This is a genomic window from Pantoea sp. NPDC088449 (assembly GCF_044753225.1).
Lineage (GTDB): Bacteria > Pseudomonadota > Gammaproteobacteria > Enterobacterales > Enterobacteriaceae > Pantoea > Pantoea floridensis.
This window is the reverse complement of sequence record NZ_JBIVMT010000004.1, coordinates 149,443-169,503: the sequence shown is the minus strand read 5'-3', so window position 1 is coordinate 169,503 and position 20,061 is coordinate 149,443. Positions and strand designations below refer to the sequence as shown.

Below are 20,061 nucleotides of genomic sequence, written 5' to 3'. Positions count from 1 at the left end.
AAATAGGTGGGCGGTGGAGGACGGCGCAGACACTGAAAGTGCGTTGCCGTCCTGCCGCCCTGCGCGGGGTCGCGTCCGGTCAGCGGCTGGCCTGCGCCTGCTTCTTCATCGCAGTTGCCAGTCGCTCAATGTCCTTTACAACGCCGCAGCGGTCATGCAACTGCAGCGCGCGTTGAAGGTGCTTCATCGCCTCATGAGTCCCGCCCGAATCGCGATGCACATACCCGATGATTTTGTGCAGCTTGGCGCGCACTTCATCAGGCATGTCCTCGCCGTCGGTCAGCCGAAGGGTTTCGAGAAGCGGCTCAATGTCCACCGCCTCTTTTGCCGTCCAGGCTCGCATCGCGGCGCTGGCAACTTCTTCTGCCAGCAGATACGGCAGGCTGTCGCGTTTGAATCCGTCAGGTGACACCAGACCGTGCCTGAGAGCGTAGCGGGCGATTTCAAGCGCGCCGGTTACGTCCCCCGTGTCCAGTCGCCAGATCATGACGGTCATCACGATGGCATCCTGCGCACCGCGCCCGCTGTTCATCACGCCTGTAACCCACGGCAGGTATTCGGGCAGCATCTTCGCTTTGAGTACTGCCTTATTTTCCTTTGAGTGGACTTTCTTCAGTCGGCGCTTGTCCTCGTTGAGTTTCACGAGCATCTGCTCATAGCCGGTGGCGTGGCGCATCGGGTTTGACTCCCGTTGCGTTTCGGTTTCGGCCTGAACGCGCATCCGGTGACGGCGGGCGGGACTCAGCATGCGTTACTCTCCGCCCGTTCCGGCTGCGCCAGCTTCAGCACTGCCTGCATCGCCCTGAGGCTCAGACGCGGCGCTGGTTGTCGCTGGGGTGAAATCACCGAGCTGAATGTTTTCGATCAGGCAACCCGCCGCATAGTCTTCCACCACGTAGTCCTCGTTCGCTGACTCGTAGTTTTCGATGCGGTCACGCTTCGGCACCTCTTCGATATGGCGGCGCTGCGTGCCTTCCTGCCAGTAAATCGACAGGTTATCGAGGCGCGTCACCAGAATGGCGTTAGCCGGGAAGTACGGCACGCGCACCGCTGGCAGGTTGCCGATACGCTTCTGACTGATGATCACGTCAGCCGCAAGCTGCTCGGTGTTCGCCTGGGTTTGGTTGACGATCGGGAAGTACTTATCAGCCAGCAGCTGACGGCCCACGATAACAACCAGCTCCGGGTCTTCCTGATACCACGGCTCGATCAGGTTGTTGGTTGCATCCATCACCAGCGCGTCGAGGTTGGCGTAGTCGCCGGATTTGCCCACGCGGATTTTTTCCGACACCACCGCGCCATCTTCATCGGTGACTTTGCTCATCACGCGGTCTGGCGCTTCGTTGCGGTACTTCTGCAGCCAGCCCACCGCCACGTCCTGCAGCATCGGATTCGTTGCACGGTTCGAAGTCTTGGCGCGGTGCGTACCGTTGAAGCCGATCATGATGCGGTCCAGCGCCTGACGCTGAATGATGGCGTCACGTAAGCGGGTCTGGAAATCTTCATAGCGCGCCCACAGGTCAAGAGTGTTGTAACGGATATGGAAATCAAAGTTGACCTGCGCGCATTCATAACCGCGGCTGTCCAGCGAAGAGAAATCAGCGGTTTCGCGCTCGTCGCCGCCAGCTGTATCGGTAGTGCTGGCAATCGAGCCGGACACGCCGACGCCGATTTTTTCACCCTTCATTTCCGGTACCGGCACGATATTGATGCGGGTCAGAAAAGCGGATGACTCCTGCACGCGGGTCATCAGCTTTTGCGCGACGGACGGCTCAACGCTGAACTTCTTGTTCATGTCGCCGGTTTCCACACCGTTAAGCTCGGCAACGCGTGACATATAGGCATTAAATTTAAAACGGGTTTGCTGGCGCATTGGCGCTCCTGTTAATCAGTGTTCGGGTTTAGTCAGGCCGGGTTTATCAGCAGTCGGTCTGCACGCTGCCTTTGTTGTCGCCTCCGGTGGCAGGCGGGCGACGGTTAAAGCCACCGTCGGTATTCGCAAGCGAATCCTGCAGCGCGGTCAGCGCCTCGCGGTCTTTACCTGCTGCCGTTTCCAGCGCTTCCAGACGTGAGGAATATTTCTGCTCAACGCTGGCGAGCTGCTGCGCAAAGCTTTCGCCGTTCTGCTGCACACGCTCAGCCACAGCCGTAACGGCTTCGCCCAGATCACCGAAACGCTCGTCATCGGTTTTCTTTTTCGTTGAGAAAAGGTTTTTCACGAAATCCAGCACGGACGGGGCTGCTTCGGCTTCTTCGTAAAACTCAATCTGAGTTTCTTCAGCAGCGGTAAAGAGGTTGTCTTTGTGCACTTTGCGTGATGCCAGCGGGTTAGCTTTGGCGGTGGCGCTGAAGCTCAGGTATTCAGTGCCTAGGCTTGCCGGGTCGTCAGTCACAGCCAGGCCAACCAGATAGGCTTCGCCGGTGTCGGAGAAATTCGGGTTCACTTCGATAGAGGTGTAAACCTTCTGGCGCGCCTTGGTCAGATCGACAAGGTCAGGCGTCGGGTCGATATAGCCAAACAGCGCGAGCTTGCCCGCCAGCGGGCCTTCGGTGATTTCTTCGGCTTCGACTTTCGTCACGTCACCAAAGCGGCGGAAAGTGCTGTCAGCGGCATAACCCTTGATGTGCTCCATGTTGATGCGGGCACCGTACACGGTCGGGTCATAGTTTTTCGCCATCTGCGAAATCCAGTCACGGGAAATCTCGCGACCATCGGTAGTAGCGCCCTGGACCGCGATGCGGAAACGCTTTGCTTTAGTTGCCTTAGTTGCCATGTAACAGGCTCCGGTCAGTGGATTGGTTCGGTTCGGGGCCAGTTTCCCCATCACCACCCAATCCCTCAACGAATGCCCGCCCGCTCACGTACCAGCAAACAGCGAGTGCAGGCGCGCGTTTTTCGCCATCGGTAGCCTTATCGCCATGAACATGACACCCGGCACTATCATCACCGATCCGCGCCGTCAGGCCGCGCTGTTGTACTGGCAGGGATTTTCCGTGCGCCAGATTGCGGAGACGCTCGGACAGAAAACGCCAACCGTACAGAGCTGGAAGCTGCGCGACGAGTGGGAAAACGTTGCGCCCATCAGTCGCGTTGAAGCCAGCATGGAAGCACGGTTGATTCAGCTCATCATGAAAGAGGTCAAGGGGAATGGTGATTACAAGGAAATAGACGCACTCGGACGGCAGATTGAACGACTCGCCCGCGTCGAGCGCTATCGCGGCAGCGGTAATGAGGCCGATCTCAATCCCAACGTGCGCAACCGTAACAAGGGCGAGCGCCAGCCGCCGAGCAAAAACGTATTCAGCGACGAGCAGACCGATAAGCTCACCGACCTGTTTATGGATGGCTGCTTTGACTATCAGCTCCACTGGCACAAAGCCGGACTGGCTCACCGTATCCGCAACATCCTCAAATCCCGCCAGATTGGCGCGACGTTCTACTTTGCCCGCGAGGCGCTGATTGATGCGCTGACGACCGGGCGAAACCAGATTTTCTTATCAGCGAGCAAGGCGCAGGCGCACGTTTTCAAAAATTACATTCTGAATTTTGCCCGACTGGTTGATGTTGACCTGAAAGGCGATCCGATTGTGCTGCCCAACGGCGCAAGCCTGATTTTCCTCGGTACTAACGTTCGCACAGCGCAGAGCTACACGGGCAACCTGTACCTGGATGAATATTTCTGGATTCCGAAGTTTCAGGAGCTGCGAAAAGTAGCCAGCGGCATGTCACTGCACAAGAAGTGGCGCACCACCTACTTTTCCACGCCGTCGAGCCTGTCGCACAGCGCTTACCCGTTCTGGTCTGGCGAGCTGTTTAACAAAGGCCGACGCAGCAAAGATGACCGCATTGAGATTGACCTGTCTCACTCTCACCTGGCGAAAGGCGCGCTGTGCGGTGATAACCAGTGGCGGCAGATTGTCACGGTTGAAGATGCGCTATCCGGCGGGTGTGACCTGTTCGACATCGATCAGCTGCAGCTCGAATACAGCCCGGCGGAATATCAGAACCTGCTGATGTGTGAATTTGTCGACGACGAAGCCAGCGTGTTTCCGTTTGCCGAACTGCAGACCTGCATGGTCGACAGCCTGGAGGAGTGGAACGACTTTAACCCTTACGCGCTGCGCCCGTTTGACTATCGCCCGGTGTGGATTGGATACGATCCTTCACATACCGGCGACAGCGCCGGGTGTGCCGTTCTGGCTCCGCCACTCGTCAGGGGTGGCAAGTTCCGCGTGCTGGAGCGCCATCAGTGGCGCGGCATGGACTTTGCCGCGCAGGCGCAGTCGATAAAGGAACTCACCGAAAAATACACCGTGGAATATATCGGTGTGGATGCGACCGGCATCGGTCAGGGTGTTTTCCAGCTTGTTCGCCAGTTCTTCCCGGCTGCGCGTGAAATCAAATACTCGCCTGAAGTGAAAACCGCGATGGTGCTGAAGGCAAAAGACACCATCACCAGCGGGCGACTGGAATACGACGCGGGCCAGACCGATATCACGCAATCCTTTATGGCTATCCGCAAAACCATGACCGCCAGCGGCAACCGCTCAACCTACGAAGCCAGCCGCAGCGAGGAGGCCAGCCACGCCGACGTCGCCTGGGCAATCATGCACGCCCTCTTAAACGAACCGCTCACCGCTGCCAGCGGCGGCGAATCATCCTCATTCCTGGAATTTAACTGATGACTAAACACAAAGGCCGCAAGGCTTTCGCCGCCCGAGCAAAGACAGAACAAACCACGCAGCAGAGCCAGCAGCCCTTCGAGGCGTTCAGCTTCGGCGAGCCAACCGCAGTGCTGGATAAGCGCGATATTATGGATTATGCCGAGTGCATTCATAACGGGCGCTGGTACGAGCCGCCGGTCAGTTTTCACGGTCTGGCTAAAAGCCTGCGCTCGGCGGTGCATCACAGCTCGCCGCTGTACGTGAAACGCAACATTCTGGCGTCAACCTTCATCCCGCACCCTCTGTTGAGCCAGCAGGAGTTCAGCAAATTTGCGCTAGATTATCTGGTGTTCGGCAATGCCTTCGCCGAGCTGCGCCGCAACACGCTGGGTAAGCCACTGCGACTGGAAACGTCACCGGCGAAGTACACGCGCCGTGGTGTGCAGGATGGCGTTTACTGGTTTGTGAATGAGTGGAAAGAGGCGCATCAGTTTGAAGCGGATCAGGTTTTCCACCTTATCGAACCGGATATCAATCAGGAGCTGTACGGTCTGCCGGAATATCTGAGCGCGCTTAACTCCGCCTGGCTGAATGAAGCGGCTACGCTGTTCCGCCGCAAGTATTACCAGAACGGTGCACACGCAGGTTACATCCTGTATATGACCGACGCCGCGCAAAGCAGCAGTGATATTGACCGCATGCGTCAGGCGATGCGCGACACGAAAGGGATCGGCAACTTTCGCAACCTGTTCATGTACGCACCCAACGGCAAGCCGGATGGCATCAAGATTCTGCCGCTCAGCGAAGTGGCGACGAAAGACGATTTCTTTAATATTAAGAAGGCCAGCCGCGACGACCTGTTAAGCGCACACCGCGTACCGCCGCAAATGATGGGTATCATCCCGGACAATACCGGCGGCTTTGGCGACGCGGTGAAAGCATCACAGGTATTTGTGCGCAATGAACTTACACCGCTGCAAGAGCGCATGAAGGAGATCAATTACTGGATTGGAGAGGAAGTTATTGGGTTCCGGCCGTATGAACTGGAACCCTAAAAGACTTAGCTCTAAATGAGTAGGTCTTTATCTTTTATTGACAGTGATGCTTGTCGCGAAAGGTGGATAAGCTGATGTTGAGTGGATCTCGTCATAAGTAGCGACAACATTTCCACTCTCATCTAACTGATTAAAAACGTACTCATCGTTATCCCTTCCTTTACGCAACCCCTTCCAGTCCATTGAGACCTGCTCTAAAACATGCCCTTCAGGGATGTTAAATCTTTTTCTAATTTCTTCTGACATTTAGCTCTCCTTCGTATTAGGTGTTTCTTGCTTTTCATCAATCAATAAATCTTTCGCATTTTTCCACTCTTGCAATAATTCCTCATCAAAATTTATTGCTCGTTCCTTCAGTTCACCATCTCTAACTTTAAGGTCTGGCAACTGTTTAAGCATCACGCAACTACTCTCAATAAAATCCTTAACAGAATTAAAACCCATTACCTCCCTATTGAAATATTGCTCCCCAATTCTATAAGCACCTTTCATAAGATCACTTTCATCTAAGCAAATCTGGATTGCTGATTTTCCATCCATAATGAACTTTGCATAAACGCCATTCTTTAAATATTCACTACGTATTTCTTCTAAATCATAAAGTATCAGAATAGATATATCGTTCTGAATAAAAGCAACCAAGCATTCATCCTCAAGTGAAAGCGTGAAAGGATATGCCACCCCCCAATCCTCTTCTGGTGTCAATTCGTGAAACACTACAGAATTCTTGAAACCGCATATACTCTCAAGGTGTTTAACCGAGTTAACATCTAAGCCTTCATCTCTGGCTATACGCGAACAAAAATAAGTTAAGCCGCTCTCAACCTCCATGCTGCTATATCCATCCTTGAGTGCATTTCTAACAACTAAATTAATTTCGTCATAATAAACTATATCGTTACTTTGTTTTTCGATTCGGTATGCATCAAGGCCATTTCTAAAGCTAGGCGCATAATCATTTCCGTAAAACATAGCTAACTGTTGTAGTTGCCTAAACTGTCTATTAACGCGGCCACCTGGGTTTGCATGTTTTGTTTTTTTTACCTCAATGGGTACAGGATCACTCCAGCCCATAGCACACACATCACCATGTCGGATAATATTCGTTATATCGGATAGGATAACGGGCACGTTTTTATCCAGCCCCATTCTAAATATCTTCCACTCTTGCTTGAATCCATCCTTTCCAGAAATAAATCCAGCATCCTCTTTCACATTGTAATTAGCGTCATAGTAGAGATGCTTGAGGTTGCACGTAGGCTGATAAATATTGGCGATCCCATCACCAAAAAACTTCCAAGTATATATCATTATCCTCCTAGCTTTTAACCTAGGTTCAATCATGCTCATCAAGGCCTTTAATTTATTTGAATCGTCTTTGCCGAGCCTTCTACTTTTTTTTATTCTAGCAAGGCGACTCCTAATGCGCTTAAGTCTTTTAATCCTTTTTTCTTCCTTAACTATCTTTCTAATTAGGAAACGATGTAACTCTAATATCAGTTCCATGTTGGAAGGATCAGCTTTTAGCGCTCTAATCATCGATGCTGCTTGGAAGAAATCTCTTTGATATCTAGGGAATCTCATGTGTATCCTTACAGTTCAACTAAGAGTTAGATAGTAGGAACGGAAAGCATCAGGCTTAAAATCAATCAAATATTTGAAAACTACTGTTTAGATACTTAAACAGTAAAATCATTGACACCTCAAAATCAATGATCTTGTACAGAAAGTTAGCTATTTCTAAAGCTAAAACCCTACCGCTACAAACCACCACAGAATTCAAGCATCAATCCGACACCCGCAGGCGCTCTCAGATGCGTTTTGCGAGGTTTTGCCGTTTTGCCATCTCGCGACTGGCGCGATGACGTGCGCCTGCCTCCGTGCAGCAGGCGCGACTTATGCATACATGTTTGCACCCCTCGCGCGCAATGCTATCCCCGCCACGCCTGCCCGCTTCGTAGGTCGCTTTTAATGCACTTGCACGATCCAAAAAAAACGAGGCCTGCTGCGGCCTCGTCGGGTATTTTTATCTGTGTGTACTGCATGCGGAAACATGCGTCTTATGCATGCATAGCTCATTGCAGCCTGAAATCGTCCGCGGAGTCGAGTTTAACCTTTGCCAATACTTCCTGTTCGCTCATGAATTTCATGCCCTGAGCAATAGAAACAGGGTGCGGTATTTCCAGCATGAAAACGAAATCGAATGTCTTGCCTAACCAGTACCCGCCGCCGTTCTCTTTCGCCCGCTGAAAGAAAACCCATTCACCCGGCTTGTAATGATTGAGCGCTTCACCCCGGTAAATGATTTGAAATTTGTCTGGTGACTTTGCCATAACCTAACGCCTCGCAGTGCTCGTTGTTCAACCCTGCCGCCGCCAAAATCAAGCTTTTGCCATCAGCAGCGTTTACTCAGTGCATCCAGCTATCGTCTTCCCAAACGTTTTGCAGCAGATCATTCAGACGGCGCTTGTCTTCATCCAGACTGACGCCGAGCATCTCAATTTTTGTATAGCTGCCCTGGCGAACCCGCACGAGGGTTTCAGGAAACAACGCGCAAACCCGCTTGCTGACTTCTTCATGGAATGCATCCATAACCGACTGGCTTATTTTTTGATTCTTATCGAGCATGATTTCAATGCGCATCGCAGTAACCTAAAGGATTATTTATCAAGAGGAACAGCCGAAAATACGACTGAAAATTGTTTGTTTGCCATCGCGGTGTTGCTTGCAATCTCAGCTATCAAGCTGAGTGCTATTTCCCTGTCTCTTTCCTTGCAGATCCCTTCAGTTGTTAGCCTTGCTATTAACTCAACCCGCTCAAGCATAACCCGCTCTTGTAATTCGTTATCCACGCGCCCTCCCCATCGAAATCACTGTACATCTATACAGTAGCATAGCAACTGAAGTTATCGAAAGAAAAATGTTGCAGCCGAAACATGTTTTTATCTGCATGATATGAAACACCTTTTCCCAACATAACCACAGCGGCTATTAAACTGTATAACCACAGTGGTTTAGCCAAAAGTTGCCCTGTTTATGCTAACTTCAGTCGATTACTGAGCGTTTTTTGCTCTGACCTGGTCCGCCAATCGGTTAAATCGCTCTAATATGCCAATAGTCTTACGCTCTATTTTGGGTCGGAACAGGTCGCCATAAGCCGAACTGTAGAACATCCGGCCTGCAATTTCTGTTTGCGTACCACCTATGAGGCGCACAGCCAGTCCACGACTGATTGTTTCACCGCATAAATCTCTCACCTGGCTAATAACGTTGTCGCAAGCCGCCTCGATTTTGTCTGACCGCCGCAGCTTCTTATGCCGCTTTTTGGGTTGCTCTGCCCTTATCCGGGCAAGAAGCTGGCGCCGTTCTTTCTTACTCATGCCATCTAGGTCGATTTTGTCGAAACTTTCCGGCGGGTTCGAATCCTCAGATCTCGAACCTCCCGTACAGTTATTGACAGAACTCCGAGAGGACGCGGACGCGTCCTGAAGGTCAAAATCAAAATCAACGGCACGCTTCGGAACGATCTTCCACTGTGCCAGACGGGTTAGGATTGGTGTGTCTTCACCAACTTCAGTGGCAAACACACCCTTAATGCGCACGGTTTCTTCCCCGTACTCGTTGACGTCATCGCTTGCCTGATACCAGGTGCGAACCGCCAGATCATCACGGCGGACGAACGGGCCGCCCTGCGCGTTGACGTAGCCAGCCCAATCGCCAGCATCAGCAGCGTCATGTGCAGCAGCAAACTCCACACTCAAGCCGTGTGCGGTTTCACTGTCAGCCATGCGGCGCAATTCGCGGTAAACGGTGACCGGCGCGCCGCCAACAAACTGGAACTGGCGAATGTGCCAACGTGCAGCCCATGCGGAAACCGCCGGTGCAGTTTCTTTCAGCTCTTTACCGCTTTCGTCGTCCAGCTCACCGTCCAGCGCATAGCCGTCGATGTTTTTAGAAATGTATTTCGCCACATATCCGGTGGCGCTGCCCTTTTCAGGATCGATAGCTTCAGCATGAAAGCGGGCTTTGCGCGCTTTATCCGTGGTCAGCTCGCCGCTGTCTTCCTGATAGGCGTAATCGCGGATTGTCTGGCGCACCTGATCCACATCTTCAGGGCGCATAAACATCAACATGTGCCAGTGTGGCGTGCCGTCATGGTGCGGCTCAGCAACCCGAATTCCGAAAATACGAATGTCTTCGCGGTGGAGTTTGGCGCGTATTTTCTGCCAGACACCGCAGAGATATCGCTGTGTGTCAGCAGGGCTTGAGCCGTTCCATTTGCGATTGCGATGGCCGGTCTTGATGGTGGCGTGATAGCGGGCTGGCGCTGTCAGAGTGTAGAACTCACCAACAAACCCCATATCGTTGCAGATATTTTCAAACCCACGGATGCGGGTCATCAGCTCACACCGGCGGATCGCCGGATTAGCCACGCTGCCGTCGTATTTATCGATCAAGCTGATGCGGTTGCCTTCTTCGTCTTCCAGCTCCAGCGATTTCAGAAACTCACGCGTGCGGCGCTTTTGCTCGCGCCATTCAGCAACGGTCATATTGCTGGCGTATGGGGTGTGCTTTTTGCTGACGTTCGCCAGCGCAATCTGAAGATGTTCACGCCATGATGCGGCAACGCGACGCAGTCTGCCTTTCCACCACTTTTCAGTCTGCATGCGCATAATTGCCGGGGTAACTTCTTCCGGATCGAACAGGCGTGATGTGACCTTTTCCCACAGTGGCGGCGTCTGGCTCAGCTCGCGCGTTATAGCGGCGGCGGTCATATAAACGCGGTGGGTGTATTTATAATCCGACTCGTCGCTGGCCTGCTGATGTGCTTGCACCAGTTCAGCCAGGATGAAATTAGCAACATCACCAGCGAGCAAATCAACATCCGCCCTTGCCATATCCGGCAGGCGGTTGAAACGGCGCATTAACTCCCACAGCGCGCCGACAGGTCTGGCAGCACCGGTATTTTCCGGGGCGTTGCCTGTAAAGATATTGATGGTGCCGGCACTCATATCACCGAGGCGATACTGAGCGCTGACAACCTCAACGCGTGGCAATGTGCGCTCAACGAATGTTTTCGTAAAGTACGCATTGGCACGGGCTGTGCCTTGTGTTTTTTCCAGATCACTAATGCGGCGCTTAACGTCGAGTTGCACCAAAGTTGGCTGCTTTTCGAGTAGCTCCTGCGCACGCACTAAAGCCGCAATCATCTTGTTGCGGCTGTGCATTTCCTCATAGGTTGGATATGGGCTGGCGATGGCCTCCCGTGGAGCGTTCCACGGGTAGGCAAACTCATGGATCATGCGACGCTTTCTCCGGTAGCCACCGGGTCGGAATGCGGTGCGCGCACCGCAATGATTTCTGCACCGCGCTTTCCTTCACCGGCTTTACTGCCAATGCTACGAGGCGCATTTACTGAGGATTTGTGAAATTGGCTGTAAAGCTGACGGGTAAACTGGTTATCGCTGTTTGAGCAAACCACGGCATTTTTTTCGGCAATGCCGGATAACATTGAGGCGAGCTGTGTGTGTTGCTCTTTGCCGAAGCCCTCACCGAAATACTGGCTGAATGTGCCGTCGTATGGAGGATCGCAATAAACAACATCGCCACCCTCTACCATCTGCAGAGTTTCTTTGAAGTCAGCACAGATGAAAGTCGCTCGCTGCGCCTTTACCGCGAATGTTTCAATTTCAGCGAGCGGGAAATATGCAGTATCGTTTTTAGCAAACGGGGTATTAAATCCCCCCTTCTGGTTGTAACGGCAGAGACCGCGATAACCATGGCGATTCAGATACAGGAAATAAACAGCGCGCTGTAAAAGCGTCAATGAAAGGCAGAGATTAAACTCACCACGGATGCGGTAATAATCCTCAAAGTTGGCGTTCTGGTTAAACATTTGCGCCGCCATAACGATGAACGGGCGCGTGTGTTCTTTTACCTGACGATAGAGGTTAATTAGATCGGGATTAATATCAGCGATCAGGTACTGCTGATAATCCGTGTTCATCATGACCGCGCACGAACCCGCGAACGGCTCAACCAAACGCTTACCCTGCGGAAGATGAAGAGAAAGAGCGGGCATGATGCCCGCCTTGCTTCCAGCCCATTTCAGAATGGTGCTCATATCGCACCGCCTTGATAGTGGGCGCTCTTAAGCTCGCCAATAGATTTACAGGTCACGCAAAGCTGAACACCCGGCAGCGCTCGGCGGCGGGCTTCGGGAATTTCTTCATTGCATGATAGGCAGAAAAATTCACTCGCACCGATTGGGTGCTGTTTTGCGAGGGCAAGATTGCGCGCCAGTTCTTCTTCAACGCGCTGCTGCACCAAGTCCATTGAATCAGCCATTAGTGCAACTCCTGAGATTCGTTAAGATAGCGCTCTGCTTCACGACGAATCAGATCGGCAGTTTCAACCGCGCCAAGCCCTTTTTGATAAACATGCACAGCCAGTTCAAGCAGGCGCTCAGAAGCTGCAATCGCACGGTCTTTGCGCTCTTCCATTCGGGCCTTAGTAATGATTGATGCCAGCGCTTCTGTATCAGCATCAAATTTGTGTGTTTCGATATTTCGCATATCTCTTTCTCCAGAATTTGGGCAAAAGAATGCCCGGCGGGTTAACGCCTTATATTTGTTTGGGGTTAATTAATTAGACAGTGCCAATCTTTTTGGAAATAAACTCACGACTGCTTTTAATTGATTCATCGCACGAATAAGCGCCGTTTTTTCATCAGTAGTCAGTTCACTAAAATCAACATCGTGTCTGGTGTTACCGATGTTCGCTAAAAAAAGAATCGCGCTTAAAGTCCGTTTGTTTTCCTGATAATTGCTGTCTCGAACGTCGCGCATATCTTTAAAGAAACGGGATAACTCTTTTTCACTGTTGCCGCCAAACTGAGAGCGAATTACAGCAAGATGATTTAAAGCGGAAACACGCTGGCCTGCTGTCAGCTCGCCCAGCATTGCATTACCTTCGATAGCCATGATTTACCTCTCTGCTTTGCTTCTTTGCCCTGGCTGCACAACACCGGATGCCATGGCTTGCCGTTCTCGCCCATAATCCAGCCGTTGCCGTAGGACATTGACGGGCTTTGTTTCTTCAGGCGTGCTGCTAATGAGATCATCGCTGCGCCCTCAACTCATGCCAATAGAAGCACCCAGCCCGCTAATTGCATCAACGGTTGAGGCTAAAGTCGGGTTGGAATGAATGCGCGTCTGCACCGCCAACGCTGCCAGCATCATGCAGCGGATACCGGTGTTTGCTGCCTCAACGATTCCGCGACGGCAACTAGCTGTGACCTTGTCAGCACCAAATGCACTTGCCGCCAGCACACCTACTTCAGCGGTAGCTTTCATCACGTAAGTCGAATACTTCTCTTTTGCCATTTCATTGACCGGTACACATGGCAGGCACTGCAACTGTGCCAGCATGCCATCGACCAGTGTGGCGTCTTCTGTCAGGTCGGTAAGCAACAGCACTTCATCAACGGTCAGCTTATGCACCTGATCAGGATTCAGCTTGTTGCGCAGCGTTTGCACTTTCATGCCGGCACGCTCTGACAACTCTCTCAGGCTGTGAGTGGCAGCAAACTTGCGGCAGGCTTCATCAAAGTGTGTTTGGGTGGAAGTCTTAAAATCAAACATATATCAATCCTTTGATTCACTTATAGTGAATTAACCAATTACTATTTCGAAACGTGAATGTCCCAAATTGGCGCGGACTTGCTTCTCTTTGTAGCGTGCATAGAGGATGCGGGTTTTACCCCCAACGCGTTTTTTACCTGGCTGAAGGCATTTAGGCTCAGCTTCGAGCTGTCCGCGCTGGGTCATTTTTCTAACAGTATCAACTGCATACCCTTCTAGGCGTGCGAATTCAGACGTTGATACGGTTGCACTAGGGATGCGGATTGTAATAACTGGATTCATGTTGCAAAATCTCCTGTTGGTTTATGAGTAGCGTTTAGTCTTTCTTGGCGCTAATCAGCCTCAATAGGTATTTAGCTTGAAGCTACAGGACGCACTTTATACTCACCCACATCTACATATCAAGAGGTTTATAGCTTGAAGCTACAAATTAACTTTGAGACCGGCGCTAAAGAAGTTCTTGATCGTGTAATCGAGGCGTACGGTTTTAAAACAAAGTTGGCCTTAGCTGACCACTTAGGTATTGCTAGCAGTAGCCTCGCAAACCGCTATACAAGGGGTTACTTTCCATCTGACATCGTTGTGAAATGTATGGCTGAAACCGGAGCTACTCTGGAATGGCTTGCAACAGGTAGGGGAAAAGCTAACGAAGATTCACAAAAAGTGAACTTGCTCGACCGCGCCCTACTTGAGAGGAAGGTTTTGAGTGGTGGCAGCCTAAAAGACTTAGATACTGTCTCGGTGGATACATCACTCTTAACTTACTTCAACGTTCCCTTGGTTAATCCATCGATCATTATAGAAGGCTCGACCCAATACGTTGCCGACTTTGGCATAAGCGATCTGTTCGACGGGCTCTGGTTAATAAGCATCGAAGGCTCACATTCAATCAAGAAAATTACCCGACTACCCGGCTCACGCCTGAAAGTTTCAGCAGGAAGTGAAAGCTTTGAGTGCGCTCAATCAGATATAGAAATTGTTGCGTTTCTTCCGATTTCTTTAAGCTTGACTGGAACATTTTCTGTATGACCGTGAGAAAGGAATCGACAGGTAAGTGGCTTGCAGAGGTTTACCCCAACGGTGCGAATGGCAAGCGTATCCGGCGAAGGTTTGCCACCAAAGGAGAGGCGCTAGCTTTCGAAAATCATGAGATCGAAAAAGCAAACGCAAAACCTTGGCTTGGCGAGAAGGAAGACAACAGCACACTTAAAGAGCTAGTCGATACCTGGTATTCACGACACGGGATAACATTGAAGGATGGGGAAAAAAGACAAAAAGCCATGCACCACGCATGTGAGAGCATGCGTCAACCTTTAGCAAAGGACTTCAGTGCGCAAGGGTTTTCAGATTATCGCGAAAAACGCCTAAATGGCTCCTTTGCTCGATCGCTTCGTGTCAAAGAAGTTTCACCTAGGACGCTCAATCTTGAGCTGGCTTATTTTCGGGCTGTATTCAATGAACTGTCTAGGCTTGGCGTCTGGAAGGGTGAAAATCCCCTAAAGCATGTGCGCCCGTTTCGCACTGAAGAAAGCGAAATGGCATTTCTTAGTAAGCAGCAGATCGCTAGCCTTTTAGATGAATGCGATAGAAGCAGCGTTGCAGAGCTGAAAGTGGTAGTAAAAATTTGCCTAGTCACTGGCGCTAGATGGTCTGAGGCCGAATCGCTGAAATCATCTCAGGTAACAGCTAATAAGATTACTTTTATTAAGACCAAAGGTAAAAAGAACAGAACGATCCCCATTAGCGAATCCATCGTCAAAGAATTACCGCGTAATGACAAAGGCGAGTTGCGAAGTGGTTCACTTTTTCCTTCTTGCTATGGGGCGTTTAGAGCAGCATTAAATAAAACGGGGATTGAACTTCCCGACGGACAATTAACTCACGTTTTACGCCATACCTTCGCAAGTCACTTTATGATGAACGGCGGAAATATTTTAGTATTGCAAAGAATCCTAGGTCACACCGATATCAAAATGACAATGCGATACGCCCACTTCTCTCCCGATCATTTTGAGGATGCAGTTAAGCTAAACCCGCTCGCTTAGTGGCGATGGATTGGCGATAGAGATTCCCCAGAGATACCTATTGATGCGAATAAAAACCAACTAAGACACTGATATTTATGACAAGTTATTGTTTTTTGGTTGCTATACAACTTTCTCATAATCGCTTGGTCGCTGGTTCAAACCCAGCAGGGGCCACCAAATTTTAGCATTAAAAATTATATAGTTAGGCCACTCTCTTGGGTGGCCTTTTTTCTAATATGTCCTCCAGCGTCGCAGAAGTGTCGCAATAGGTTTCAATTCAGTTCCCTTAACGGAATGCTTAGCGTCCGGATTTGAGGTTCTATGATTATGAAAGTGAAAAATGCATTGCATTCAGTACTGATGTTTTTCAGAACCAATCCGCACTTGGGGCCATCGATATTACTTTTCTCGATTGGAATGATATTTCTAGTAACATTGACTTTTTCTGCTGTAGCGGGGGCATTATTCGGTGCTGGTGCTTCATTACTCGGTGCATGGATCTCTGATTTTAATTCGCGCAAAAAAGAAATTGAGTCGAAAAAGCAAAAAGAAAGTGATGCAGAAAAATATCTCACTCCAGAGCTTTTACGAACTGTATCAAGAATTCTTAGCATTCAGGATCGTGCAATAATCAACTATGCTAATGCTGCTCGGGAGAATAATATAAGTGGTATATTGGTATACCCCCTAAATGCTGGCATTCAAGATAAGGTTGAGCTAGGTGATATAAAAGAAGATTTCCTACCCTATCTACCAATGCTTTACCCTAAGGTTCCTCAATTTAGAGATTTATCAGGTAATAAAGCAGTCAAATTGATAGCATATTATGATTCACTATATGATCTCGAAACATTTGTAAAAGATTGGTGGAAAAGAGAAGGACAGGTGCCTTCTAATATTTTTAACCAAATTAGCCAACAAGCAGAACGTAGCTTAGCGTTAGCCTTGGAGTGTTTGAAAGAATTCCAAATTGAAAGTTCTGTTTATGGAATAGGACATTCAAAAAATATTTCTTCGCAAATTGCATCTGCATTAGACGGAGCAATCAAAACCCGCGAGCGCTCGTTAGCTGTTTTAAAAAAATAAAAGCCAATTTTACTGGCTAGTACTGTCATAAACTCAAAATAAAACATTACAACCTACAGCAACTGTCATTTATTAAAAAATAATATAAGGTGCAAAATTTAAATGGATAAAGTTAATACCATTTTAGTTCTTTTAATTACATTTTCACTAGCTCTAATAGCTCTGTTCACAGGTACCGGTTCTGTATCAGGTACATTACCGATTGGAAGTTCTGGCGTAACATTACAGGCGCCGAAAGCAATACCTCTCATTCTGACAGTTATTTGGCTATTGCTATGGCAGCGCTTCATGGTTCTTTCCATGCATGAAAATAAACCCGAAATTGACAAATTAATCACAAATAAACTAAACGCATCAGGTTTTGTAAGTAGAGCATTCTCTCCTAAAACGGCCGGTTTTCCAGGAACCTATGGCGTGTGCAAATGGCCATGGCCGGATGTCAAAATCCCGCAGGCTGCTGCCGGAAACTACGTTCATTATGAGAGAGGATTGCTAGCTCGGAGATTTAAGTTCTCATATTTCGGCAACGATTCTACAGGCGAAGGCATGTTCGTACACTTTGGACCAAAAGCGAGTAATATCATAAACGGAACGCTTACCCCTTTAAATCTGGGTTATTGGAAGTGCTTACTTTTTGAGATGAAATATCTGATAATCCGCCTTTTCGATACACCTTCAGTAGGACAGCATTATATACCCCATGTGATTGCGTGGGCAGCTGCTCTAACAATTCTCATTATGAGCATACATCAATTCTCAATCTAAAATTTTCAGTATTGAATTGCATATAGCAAGCCTTGAAATGCACACATGCCAAGGCTTTTAAGTGTTCTTTTTATCATCTATTACTCGTTCAGCTTGATCTTCCAACCTCACACAAAAATTAAAATATTCTTATTTTTCATTATCTTGATGTTATTAACCGGATCCTCATAGATCCGAAAAAATAAAAATACTAAAATTCTTTTCAATATTTTCAGTTGTTGAACTCTGGCAGAAAGACAGCAGCCATGCGCTCTGGCGACGCTGTCTGTAATAAAATAAAACTGAAAAATTTTTATGATGCAAAAGCTGAAGGCGGGTGCGGTGTAGCGCCGTTTTGGTCTGCGAGAGACTTATTTTGTCGTGCTGAGGATTAGCCAGCGTAGCGCTGTGCAATTGATCTACTTGAAGGTGACAAACGTGGAATCTGCATTTATGCGGGCCGCATGATGCGTTCTATGCTGTCTGGCGATGGACTAAAAAAACCCGCTATGCTAGCGGGTCTGGTAAAGGGGACGATTAACTGATGACGGGTGAATATTTCTCTGCCAGTGCAGTGGCCTGCGTGGCACTTTGTCCGATGGCTGCGCTGTTTGTAGGCTGACCGGTAGAGGGGTGAGTGTGGCTGGCCAGTTGATCGGCCAGCTGTTTAACCAGAGCAACTGTGTCCAGCACCAGCTGTGCCACGTTAATTTGTTCTGAACCAATCCACACCACCGACGCAATTATCTCCTGACGCGCACCGGCAACGCTTTTCCTGAGTTGACCAATCTTCTCGACCAGCTCCATTCCTACGGTGACCGCAGCTTTCTCTGAAACGTCAGATTCAGCGTTGTCACCCACGGTAATCAGCTGTTCGCCCTTAATGCCACTAGAGTAACCGCCAGTTATACACAATGGCATTCGCCTGCGAGGCTATGGGAAACCCAGTCGCAACCGAGTTTAACGCGAAAATTTTTGCGTCTTATCGCGAACAGCGGTTAAGCGGAAAGATCACTCGCTCCACTCGAGTGAAGACAGTTACGCCTCGCACGGTCAATTTAGAGCTGGAGTATTTCAGGGCGATGTTTAACGGGCTGCGCCGTTTGGATGAATGGACCGCGCCTAATCCGCTTGAGAACGTGCGCGAGTTTAAAATCAGTGAATCAGAGATGGCTTATCTCACCATTGAGGAAATCAGAACTCTCCTCGCCGAATGTGAGAACAGCCGTTCCAAAGACCTCACTGCCATTGTGAAAATCTGCCTGGCAACTGGCGCACGATGGAGTGAGGCCGAAGGCTTGAAGGGCAACCACATCCGCGCCGGTCAAATCATCTACGTGAAAACTAAAGGCAAGAAAAACCGCGCGGTGCCGATAACTGAAAAATTACAGGCTGATCTGCCATCAAGCAGGAAAGCACAGGTGCTCTTTGAACAATGCTATTCAGCTTTTAGAAAGGCCATGCAACGCGCTGGCATCGAGACACCTGCTGGGCAGCTTACGCACGTCTTACGTCATACCTTCGCGTCTCACTTCATGATGAACGGCGGCAATATTCTCGTACTTCAGCGGATACTAGGGCATGCAGATATTAAGGTTACAATGCGGTATGCGCACTTTGCACCGGATCACTTGTCTGAGGCTTTGAGACTTAATCCACTAAGTATTATGGACTGAAGAAGATGTTAATGGATAACACAAAGTACAAATACAGTTTGCATGAAATTCTTTGTCTAAGGACTTATGCAGAAGCATTTGAAGCTTATCGAGTTGATGACTATGACAAAGAAATTACAGAATGGGCTGAGAGAGAAATAATAGAGGGGAATGGTTCAGAAACCATTTTGATTCTCGCCTCTCTTAATTTAGACAAAAAACCGGATCCTTATGAGGTAAAACATTACCTTTCAGCTTATATGCGCCAAGAGGGTATTCTCTTGCCTAATCTTAACGAAAGCTCTGTTGTATGGTTAAGAATTAAAACTTGGTTTTTACTTCATATTGAATCTATTGACGAAATCGAACTCAGATTACACCAAATACCTTCGTTCCCATTGGGTCCTGATTCTCTTTTGTCCAGCAAAATAACTTGGCGATACTATCATTTATATGAAGAATTGTTTGAAGATTGGGGACCAGATTATCCCTCCAAAGCATCTAAAATGAGCGAGCCAGAAATAATTAACTACGTAAGGAACAGATTAAAACCGTTTTATCGAATCCTTACCAATAAAGATTGGATTGACTTATTATCTGGTAACTATCGCAATTCTCCTAAGATACGTAAACAGGAAATAAATTGATGGGCGTTGAATTTCATATAACAAGAGCAAAGTTTTGGGCTGAGAACGATGATAAGCCAATCAGTTCTAATGAATAGTTAAATATCATAAATAGCGATCCCGAACTTAGTCTTTCCCCAAGAAATGGAGAGTTTAACGCCATATGGAATGGGGATGGTTCGGACGGAGAAGACTGGCTTGATTGGTCTGAAGGTAACATTTATACCAAATGGCCACCAACTCCCCTCTACCGGAAAATGCTCCAAATATCTCACAAGCTGAACGCGAAAGTAATGGATGACGATGGCACGATATATGAAACTCCAGACGCTTGGCAATACGATCCAAAAGGCTGTGTAGCCACGGCTTCAGTTGATACTACAAATGGGAGAAAAATGGCAGAAGAGCGTAACGCTATTCAATTCTTCCTATCGCTGTTCGGCCGAAAGAAAATATAAAAATCAGTAAGTTACTGATTTCACTCGCTTCGAATTGGGGTTGATAATCGCTCAGTCGCTGGTTCAAACCCAGCAGGGGCCACCAAATTTTACCTTTAAAAT

The 20,061-nt window shown here is 49.0% G+C and carries 25 protein-coding genes and 1 pseudogene; 9 read left to right on the top strand and 17 right to left on the bottom strand.

Annotated elements, in window-relative coordinates; all coding sequences use genetic code 11:
• Nucleotides 1-79 precede the first annotated feature (79 nt).
• Genes ACIP6T_RS18150 through ACIP6T_RS18140 form a run of 3 tightly spaced genes read right to left on the bottom strand, consistent with a single transcriptional unit; the run spans nucleotide 80 to nucleotide 2,774 of the window.
• Complete coding sequence (locus ACIP6T_RS18150) at nucleotides 80-748, bottom strand: terminase endonuclease subunit (RefSeq protein ID WP_400458276.1); 669 nt, start codon at nucleotides 746-748, stop codon at nucleotides 80-82.
• Between the two features lie 3 nt (nucleotides 749-751).
• A complete protein-coding gene (locus ACIP6T_RS18145; protein WP_400458275.1) occupies nucleotides 752-1,873 on the bottom strand; it encodes a phage major capsid protein, P2 family in 1,122 nt (373 codons plus the stop codon).
• A 46-nt stretch (nucleotides 1,874-1,919) separates the two neighbouring features.
• On the bottom strand, nucleotides 1,920-2,774 hold the full coding sequence (locus ACIP6T_RS18140) for a GPO family capsid scaffolding protein (protein WP_400458274.1): 855 nt from the start codon (nucleotides 2,772-2,774) through the stop codon (nucleotides 1,920-1,922).
• 145 nt (nucleotides 2,775-2,919) lie between these two features.
• On the opposite strand from ACIP6T_RS18140, the gene ACIP6T_RS18135 reads away from it, so the two are divergent.
• Both ACIP6T_RS18135 and ACIP6T_RS18130 read left to right on the top strand, forming a co-directional pair.
• Nucleotides 2,920-4,683 carry a terminase ATPase subunit family protein gene (locus tag ACIP6T_RS18135; protein ID WP_400458273.1) on the top strand — a complete coding sequence of 588 codons (1,764 nt, stop codon included), beginning with the start codon at nucleotides 2,920-2,922 and terminating at the stop codon, nucleotides 4,681-4,683.
• Nucleotides 4,683-5,720 (top strand): phage portal protein, encoded by a 1,038-nt coding sequence (locus tag ACIP6T_RS18130; RefSeq protein WP_400458272.1) that lies wholly within the window; start codon nucleotides 4,683-4,685, stop codon nucleotides 5,718-5,720. Before ACIP6T_RS18135 ends, ACIP6T_RS18130 begins: the two co-directional genes overlap by 1 nt.
• 27 nt (nucleotides 5,721-5,747) lie before the next feature.
• On the opposite strand, the gene ACIP6T_RS18125 is transcribed toward ACIP6T_RS18130, so the two are convergent.
• The 13 genes from ACIP6T_RS18125 to ACIP6T_RS18065 form a co-directional block, all read right to left on the bottom strand.
• Complete coding sequence (locus ACIP6T_RS18125; protein ID WP_400458271.1) at nucleotides 5,748-5,966, bottom strand: hypothetical protein; 219 nt, start codon at nucleotides 5,964-5,966, stop codon at nucleotides 5,748-5,750.
• On the bottom strand, nucleotides 5,967-7,304 hold the full coding sequence (locus ACIP6T_RS18120) for a hypothetical protein (RefSeq protein ID WP_400458270.1): 1,338 nt from the start codon (nucleotides 7,302-7,304) through the stop codon (nucleotides 5,967-5,969).
• A gap of 491 nt (nucleotides 7,305-7,795) precedes the next feature.
• Nucleotides 7,796-8,053 carry a hypothetical protein gene (locus ACIP6T_RS18115; protein ID WP_400458269.1) on the bottom strand — a complete coding sequence of 86 codons (258 nt, stop codon included), beginning with the start codon at nucleotides 8,051-8,053 and terminating at the stop codon, nucleotides 7,796-7,798.
• 76 nt (nucleotides 8,054-8,129) lie between these two features.
• The gene (locus ACIP6T_RS18110) at nucleotides 8,130-8,363 is read right to left on the bottom strand and encodes a DinI-like family protein (protein WP_400458268.1); all 234 of its coding nucleotides are present in this window, start codon (nucleotides 8,361-8,363) and stop codon (nucleotides 8,130-8,132) included.
• A 17-nt stretch (nucleotides 8,364-8,380) separates the two neighbouring features.
• Nucleotides 8,381-8,572 carry a hypothetical protein gene (locus ACIP6T_RS18105; protein ID WP_071845586.1) on the bottom strand — a complete coding sequence of 64 codons (192 nt, stop codon included), beginning with the start codon at nucleotides 8,570-8,572 and terminating at the stop codon, nucleotides 8,381-8,383.
• A gap of 201 nt (nucleotides 8,573-8,773) precedes the next feature.
• The gene (locus ACIP6T_RS18100; protein ID WP_400458267.1) at nucleotides 8,774-11,023 is read right to left on the bottom strand and encodes a replication endonuclease; all 2,250 of its coding nucleotides are present in this window, start codon (nucleotides 11,021-11,023) and stop codon (nucleotides 8,774-8,776) included.
• A complete protein-coding gene (locus ACIP6T_RS18095; protein ID WP_400458266.1) occupies nucleotides 11,020-11,844 on the bottom strand; it encodes a DNA adenine methylase in 825 nt (274 codons plus the stop codon). The genes ACIP6T_RS18100 and ACIP6T_RS18095 overlap by 4 nt, the downstream gene beginning before the upstream one ends.
• Nucleotides 11,841-12,068, bottom strand: a complete 228-nt coding sequence (locus ACIP6T_RS18090; protein WP_400458265.1) for a TraR/DksA family transcriptional regulator — start codon at nucleotides 12,066-12,068, stop codon at nucleotides 11,841-11,843. Before ACIP6T_RS18090 ends, ACIP6T_RS18095 begins: the two co-directional genes overlap by 4 nt.
• Entirely contained in the window at nucleotides 12,068-12,295 is a 228-nt protein-coding gene (locus ACIP6T_RS18085; protein WP_400458264.1) for a DUF2732 family protein, read from the bottom strand. The genes ACIP6T_RS18090 and ACIP6T_RS18085 overlap by 1 nt, the downstream gene beginning before the upstream one ends.
• A gap of 69 nt (nucleotides 12,296-12,364) precedes the next feature.
• Nucleotides 12,365-12,703 (bottom strand): DUF5347 family protein, encoded by a 339-nt coding sequence (locus tag ACIP6T_RS18080; RefSeq protein ID WP_400458263.1) that lies wholly within the window; start codon nucleotides 12,701-12,703, stop codon nucleotides 12,365-12,367.
• On the bottom strand, nucleotides 12,667-12,843 hold the full coding sequence (locus tag ACIP6T_RS18075; RefSeq protein ID WP_211728207.1) for a phage filamentation protein Fil family protein: 177 nt from the start codon (nucleotides 12,841-12,843) through the stop codon (nucleotides 12,667-12,669). Before ACIP6T_RS18075 ends, ACIP6T_RS18080 begins: the two co-directional genes overlap by 37 nt.
• A 10-nt stretch (nucleotides 12,844-12,853) precedes the next feature.
• Nucleotides 12,854-13,363, bottom strand: coding sequence for a phage regulatory CII family protein (locus ACIP6T_RS18070; RefSeq protein WP_400458262.1), 510 nt, complete (start codon nucleotides 13,361-13,363; stop codon nucleotides 12,854-12,856).
• A 30-nt stretch (nucleotides 13,364-13,393) separates the two neighbouring features.
• Nucleotides 13,394-13,645, bottom strand: coding sequence for a hypothetical protein (locus ACIP6T_RS18065; RefSeq protein WP_400458261.1), 252 nt, complete (start codon nucleotides 13,643-13,645; stop codon nucleotides 13,394-13,396).
• 135 nt (nucleotides 13,646-13,780) lie between these two features.
• On the opposite strand from ACIP6T_RS18065, the gene ACIP6T_RS18060 reads away from it, so the two are divergent.
• The 4 genes from ACIP6T_RS18060 to ACIP6T_RS18045 all read left to right on the top strand — a co-directional run bounded on the left by ACIP6T_RS18060 (nucleotide 13,781) and on the right by ACIP6T_RS18045 (nucleotide 17,241).
• On the top strand, nucleotides 13,781-14,392 hold the full coding sequence (locus ACIP6T_RS18060) for a phage repressor protein CI (RefSeq protein ID WP_400458260.1): 612 nt from the start codon (nucleotides 13,781-13,783) through the stop codon (nucleotides 14,390-14,392).
• Nucleotides 14,389-15,408, top strand: a complete 1,020-nt coding sequence (locus tag ACIP6T_RS18055) for a tyrosine-type recombinase/integrase (protein ID WP_400458259.1) — start codon at nucleotides 14,389-14,391, stop codon at nucleotides 15,406-15,408. The genes ACIP6T_RS18060 and ACIP6T_RS18055 overlap by 4 nt, the downstream gene beginning before the upstream one ends.
• Before the next feature lie 309 nt (nucleotides 15,409-15,717).
• Complete coding sequence (locus ACIP6T_RS18050) at nucleotides 15,718-16,476, top strand: hypothetical protein (protein ID WP_400458258.1); 759 nt, start codon at nucleotides 15,718-15,720, stop codon at nucleotides 16,474-16,476.
• Between the two features lie 102 nt (nucleotides 16,477-16,578).
• Nucleotides 16,579-17,241, top strand: a complete 663-nt coding sequence (locus ACIP6T_RS18045) for a hypothetical protein (protein WP_400458257.1) — start codon at nucleotides 16,579-16,581, stop codon at nucleotides 17,239-17,241.
• 516 nt (nucleotides 17,242-17,757) lie between these two features.
• Here the strand turns inward: ACIP6T_RS18045 and ACIP6T_RS18040 are convergent.
• Nucleotides 17,758-18,135 carry a hypothetical protein gene (locus ACIP6T_RS18040; protein ID WP_400458256.1) on the bottom strand — a complete coding sequence of 126 codons (378 nt, stop codon included), beginning with the start codon at nucleotides 18,133-18,135 and terminating at the stop codon, nucleotides 17,758-17,760.
• Between ACIP6T_RS18040 and ACIP6T_RS18035 the strand changes: the two are divergent.
• The 3 genes and pseudogenes from ACIP6T_RS18035 to ACIP6T_RS18025 form a co-directional block, all read left to right on the top strand.
• A pseudogene (locus ACIP6T_RS18035) lies at nucleotides 18,132-18,896 on the top strand (tyrosine-type recombinase/integrase); the annotation flags it as partial. The gene ACIP6T_RS18040 and the pseudogene ACIP6T_RS18035 overlap by 4 nt on opposite strands.
• 11 nt (nucleotides 18,897-18,907) lie before the next feature.
• Nucleotides 18,908-19,522: a hypothetical protein gene (locus ACIP6T_RS18030; RefSeq protein WP_400458255.1), complete on the top strand. Its 615-nt coding sequence runs from the start codon at nucleotides 18,908-18,910 to the stop codon at nucleotides 19,520-19,522.
• 272 nt (nucleotides 19,523-19,794) lie between these two features.
• Nucleotides 19,795-19,959 (top strand): hypothetical protein, encoded by a 165-nt coding sequence (locus ACIP6T_RS18025; RefSeq protein WP_400458254.1) that lies wholly within the window; start codon nucleotides 19,795-19,797, stop codon nucleotides 19,957-19,959.
• Nucleotides 19,960-20,061 lie beyond the last annotated feature (102 nt).

What these genes read in the sequence shown, in the direction of transcription:
- ACIP6T_RS18150 (WP_400458276.1), bottom strand. Translation starts at nt 748, where the DNA reads ATGCTGAGTCCCGCCCGCCGTCACCGGATGCGCGTTCAGGCCGAAACC.
- ACIP6T_RS18145 (WP_400458275.1), bottom strand. Translation starts at nt 1,873, where the DNA reads ATGCGCCAGCAAACCCGTTTTAAATTTAATGCCTATATGTCACGCGTT.
- ACIP6T_RS18140 (WP_400458274.1), bottom strand. Translation starts at nt 2,774, where the DNA reads ATGGCAACTAAGGCAACTAAAGCAAAGCGTTTCCGCATCGCGGTCCAG.
- ACIP6T_RS18135 (WP_400458273.1), top strand. Translation starts at nt 2,920, where the DNA reads ATGAACATGACACCCGGCACTATCATCACCGATCCGCGCCGTCAGGCC.
- ACIP6T_RS18130 (WP_400458272.1), top strand. Translation starts at nt 4,683, where the DNA reads ATGACTAAACACAAAGGCCGCAAGGCTTTCGCCGCCCGAGCAAAGACA.
- ACIP6T_RS18125 (WP_400458271.1), bottom strand. Translation starts at nt 5,966, where the DNA reads ATGTCAGAAGAAATTAGAAAAAGATTTAACATCCCTGAAGGGCATGTT.
- ACIP6T_RS18120 (WP_400458270.1), bottom strand. Translation starts at nt 7,304, where the DNA reads ATGAGATTCCCTAGATATCAAAGAGATTTCTTCCAAGCAGCATCGATG.
- ACIP6T_RS18115 (WP_400458269.1), bottom strand. Translation starts at nt 8,053, where the DNA reads ATGGCAAAGTCACCAGACAAATTTCAAATCATTTACCGGGGTGAAGCG.
- ACIP6T_RS18110 (WP_400458268.1), bottom strand. Translation starts at nt 8,363, where the DNA reads ATGCGCATTGAAATCATGCTCGATAAGAATCAAAAAATAAGCCAGTCG.
- ACIP6T_RS18100 (WP_400458267.1), bottom strand. Translation starts at nt 11,023, where the DNA reads ATGATCCATGAGTTTGCCTACCCGTGGAACGCTCCACGGGAGGCCATC.
- ACIP6T_RS18095 (WP_400458266.1), bottom strand. Translation starts at nt 11,844, where the DNA reads ATGAGCACCATTCTGAAATGGGCTGGAAGCAAGGCGGGCATCATGCCC.
- ACIP6T_RS18090 (WP_400458265.1), bottom strand. Translation starts at nt 12,068, where the DNA reads ATGGCTGATTCAATGGACTTGGTGCAGCAGCGCGTTGAAGAAGAACTG.
- ACIP6T_RS18085 (WP_400458264.1), bottom strand. Translation starts at nt 12,295, where the DNA reads ATGCGAAATATCGAAACACACAAATTTGATGCTGATACAGAAGCGCTG.
- ACIP6T_RS18080 (WP_400458263.1), bottom strand. Translation starts at nt 12,703, where the DNA reads ATGGCTATCGAAGGTAATGCAATGCTGGGCGAGCTGACAGCAGGCCAG.
- ACIP6T_RS18075 (WP_211728207.1), bottom strand. Translation starts at nt 12,843, where the DNA reads ATGATCTCATTAGCAGCACGCCTGAAGAAACAAAGCCCGTCAATGTCC.
- ACIP6T_RS18070 (WP_400458262.1), bottom strand. Translation starts at nt 13,363, where the DNA reads ATGTTTGATTTTAAGACTTCCACCCAAACACACTTTGATGAAGCCTGC.
- ACIP6T_RS18065 (WP_400458261.1), bottom strand. Translation starts at nt 13,645, where the DNA reads ATGAATCCAGTTATTACAATCCGCATCCCTAGTGCAACCGTATCAACG.
- ACIP6T_RS18055 (WP_400458259.1), top strand. Translation starts at nt 14,389, where the DNA reads ATGACCGTGAGAAAGGAATCGACAGGTAAGTGGCTTGCAGAGGTTTAC.
- ACIP6T_RS18050 (WP_400458258.1), top strand. Translation starts at nt 15,718, where the DNA reads ATGAAAGTGAAAAATGCATTGCATTCAGTACTGATGTTTTTCAGAACC.
- ACIP6T_RS18045 (WP_400458257.1), top strand. Translation starts at nt 16,579, where the DNA reads ATGGATAAAGTTAATACCATTTTAGTTCTTTTAATTACATTTTCACTA.
- ACIP6T_RS18030 (WP_400458255.1), top strand. Translation starts at nt 18,908, where the DNA reads ATGGATAACACAAAGTACAAATACAGTTTGCATGAAATTCTTTGTCTA.
- ACIP6T_RS18025 (WP_400458254.1), top strand. Translation starts at nt 19,795, where the DNA reads ATGGATGACGATGGCACGATATATGAAACTCCAGACGCTTGGCAATAC.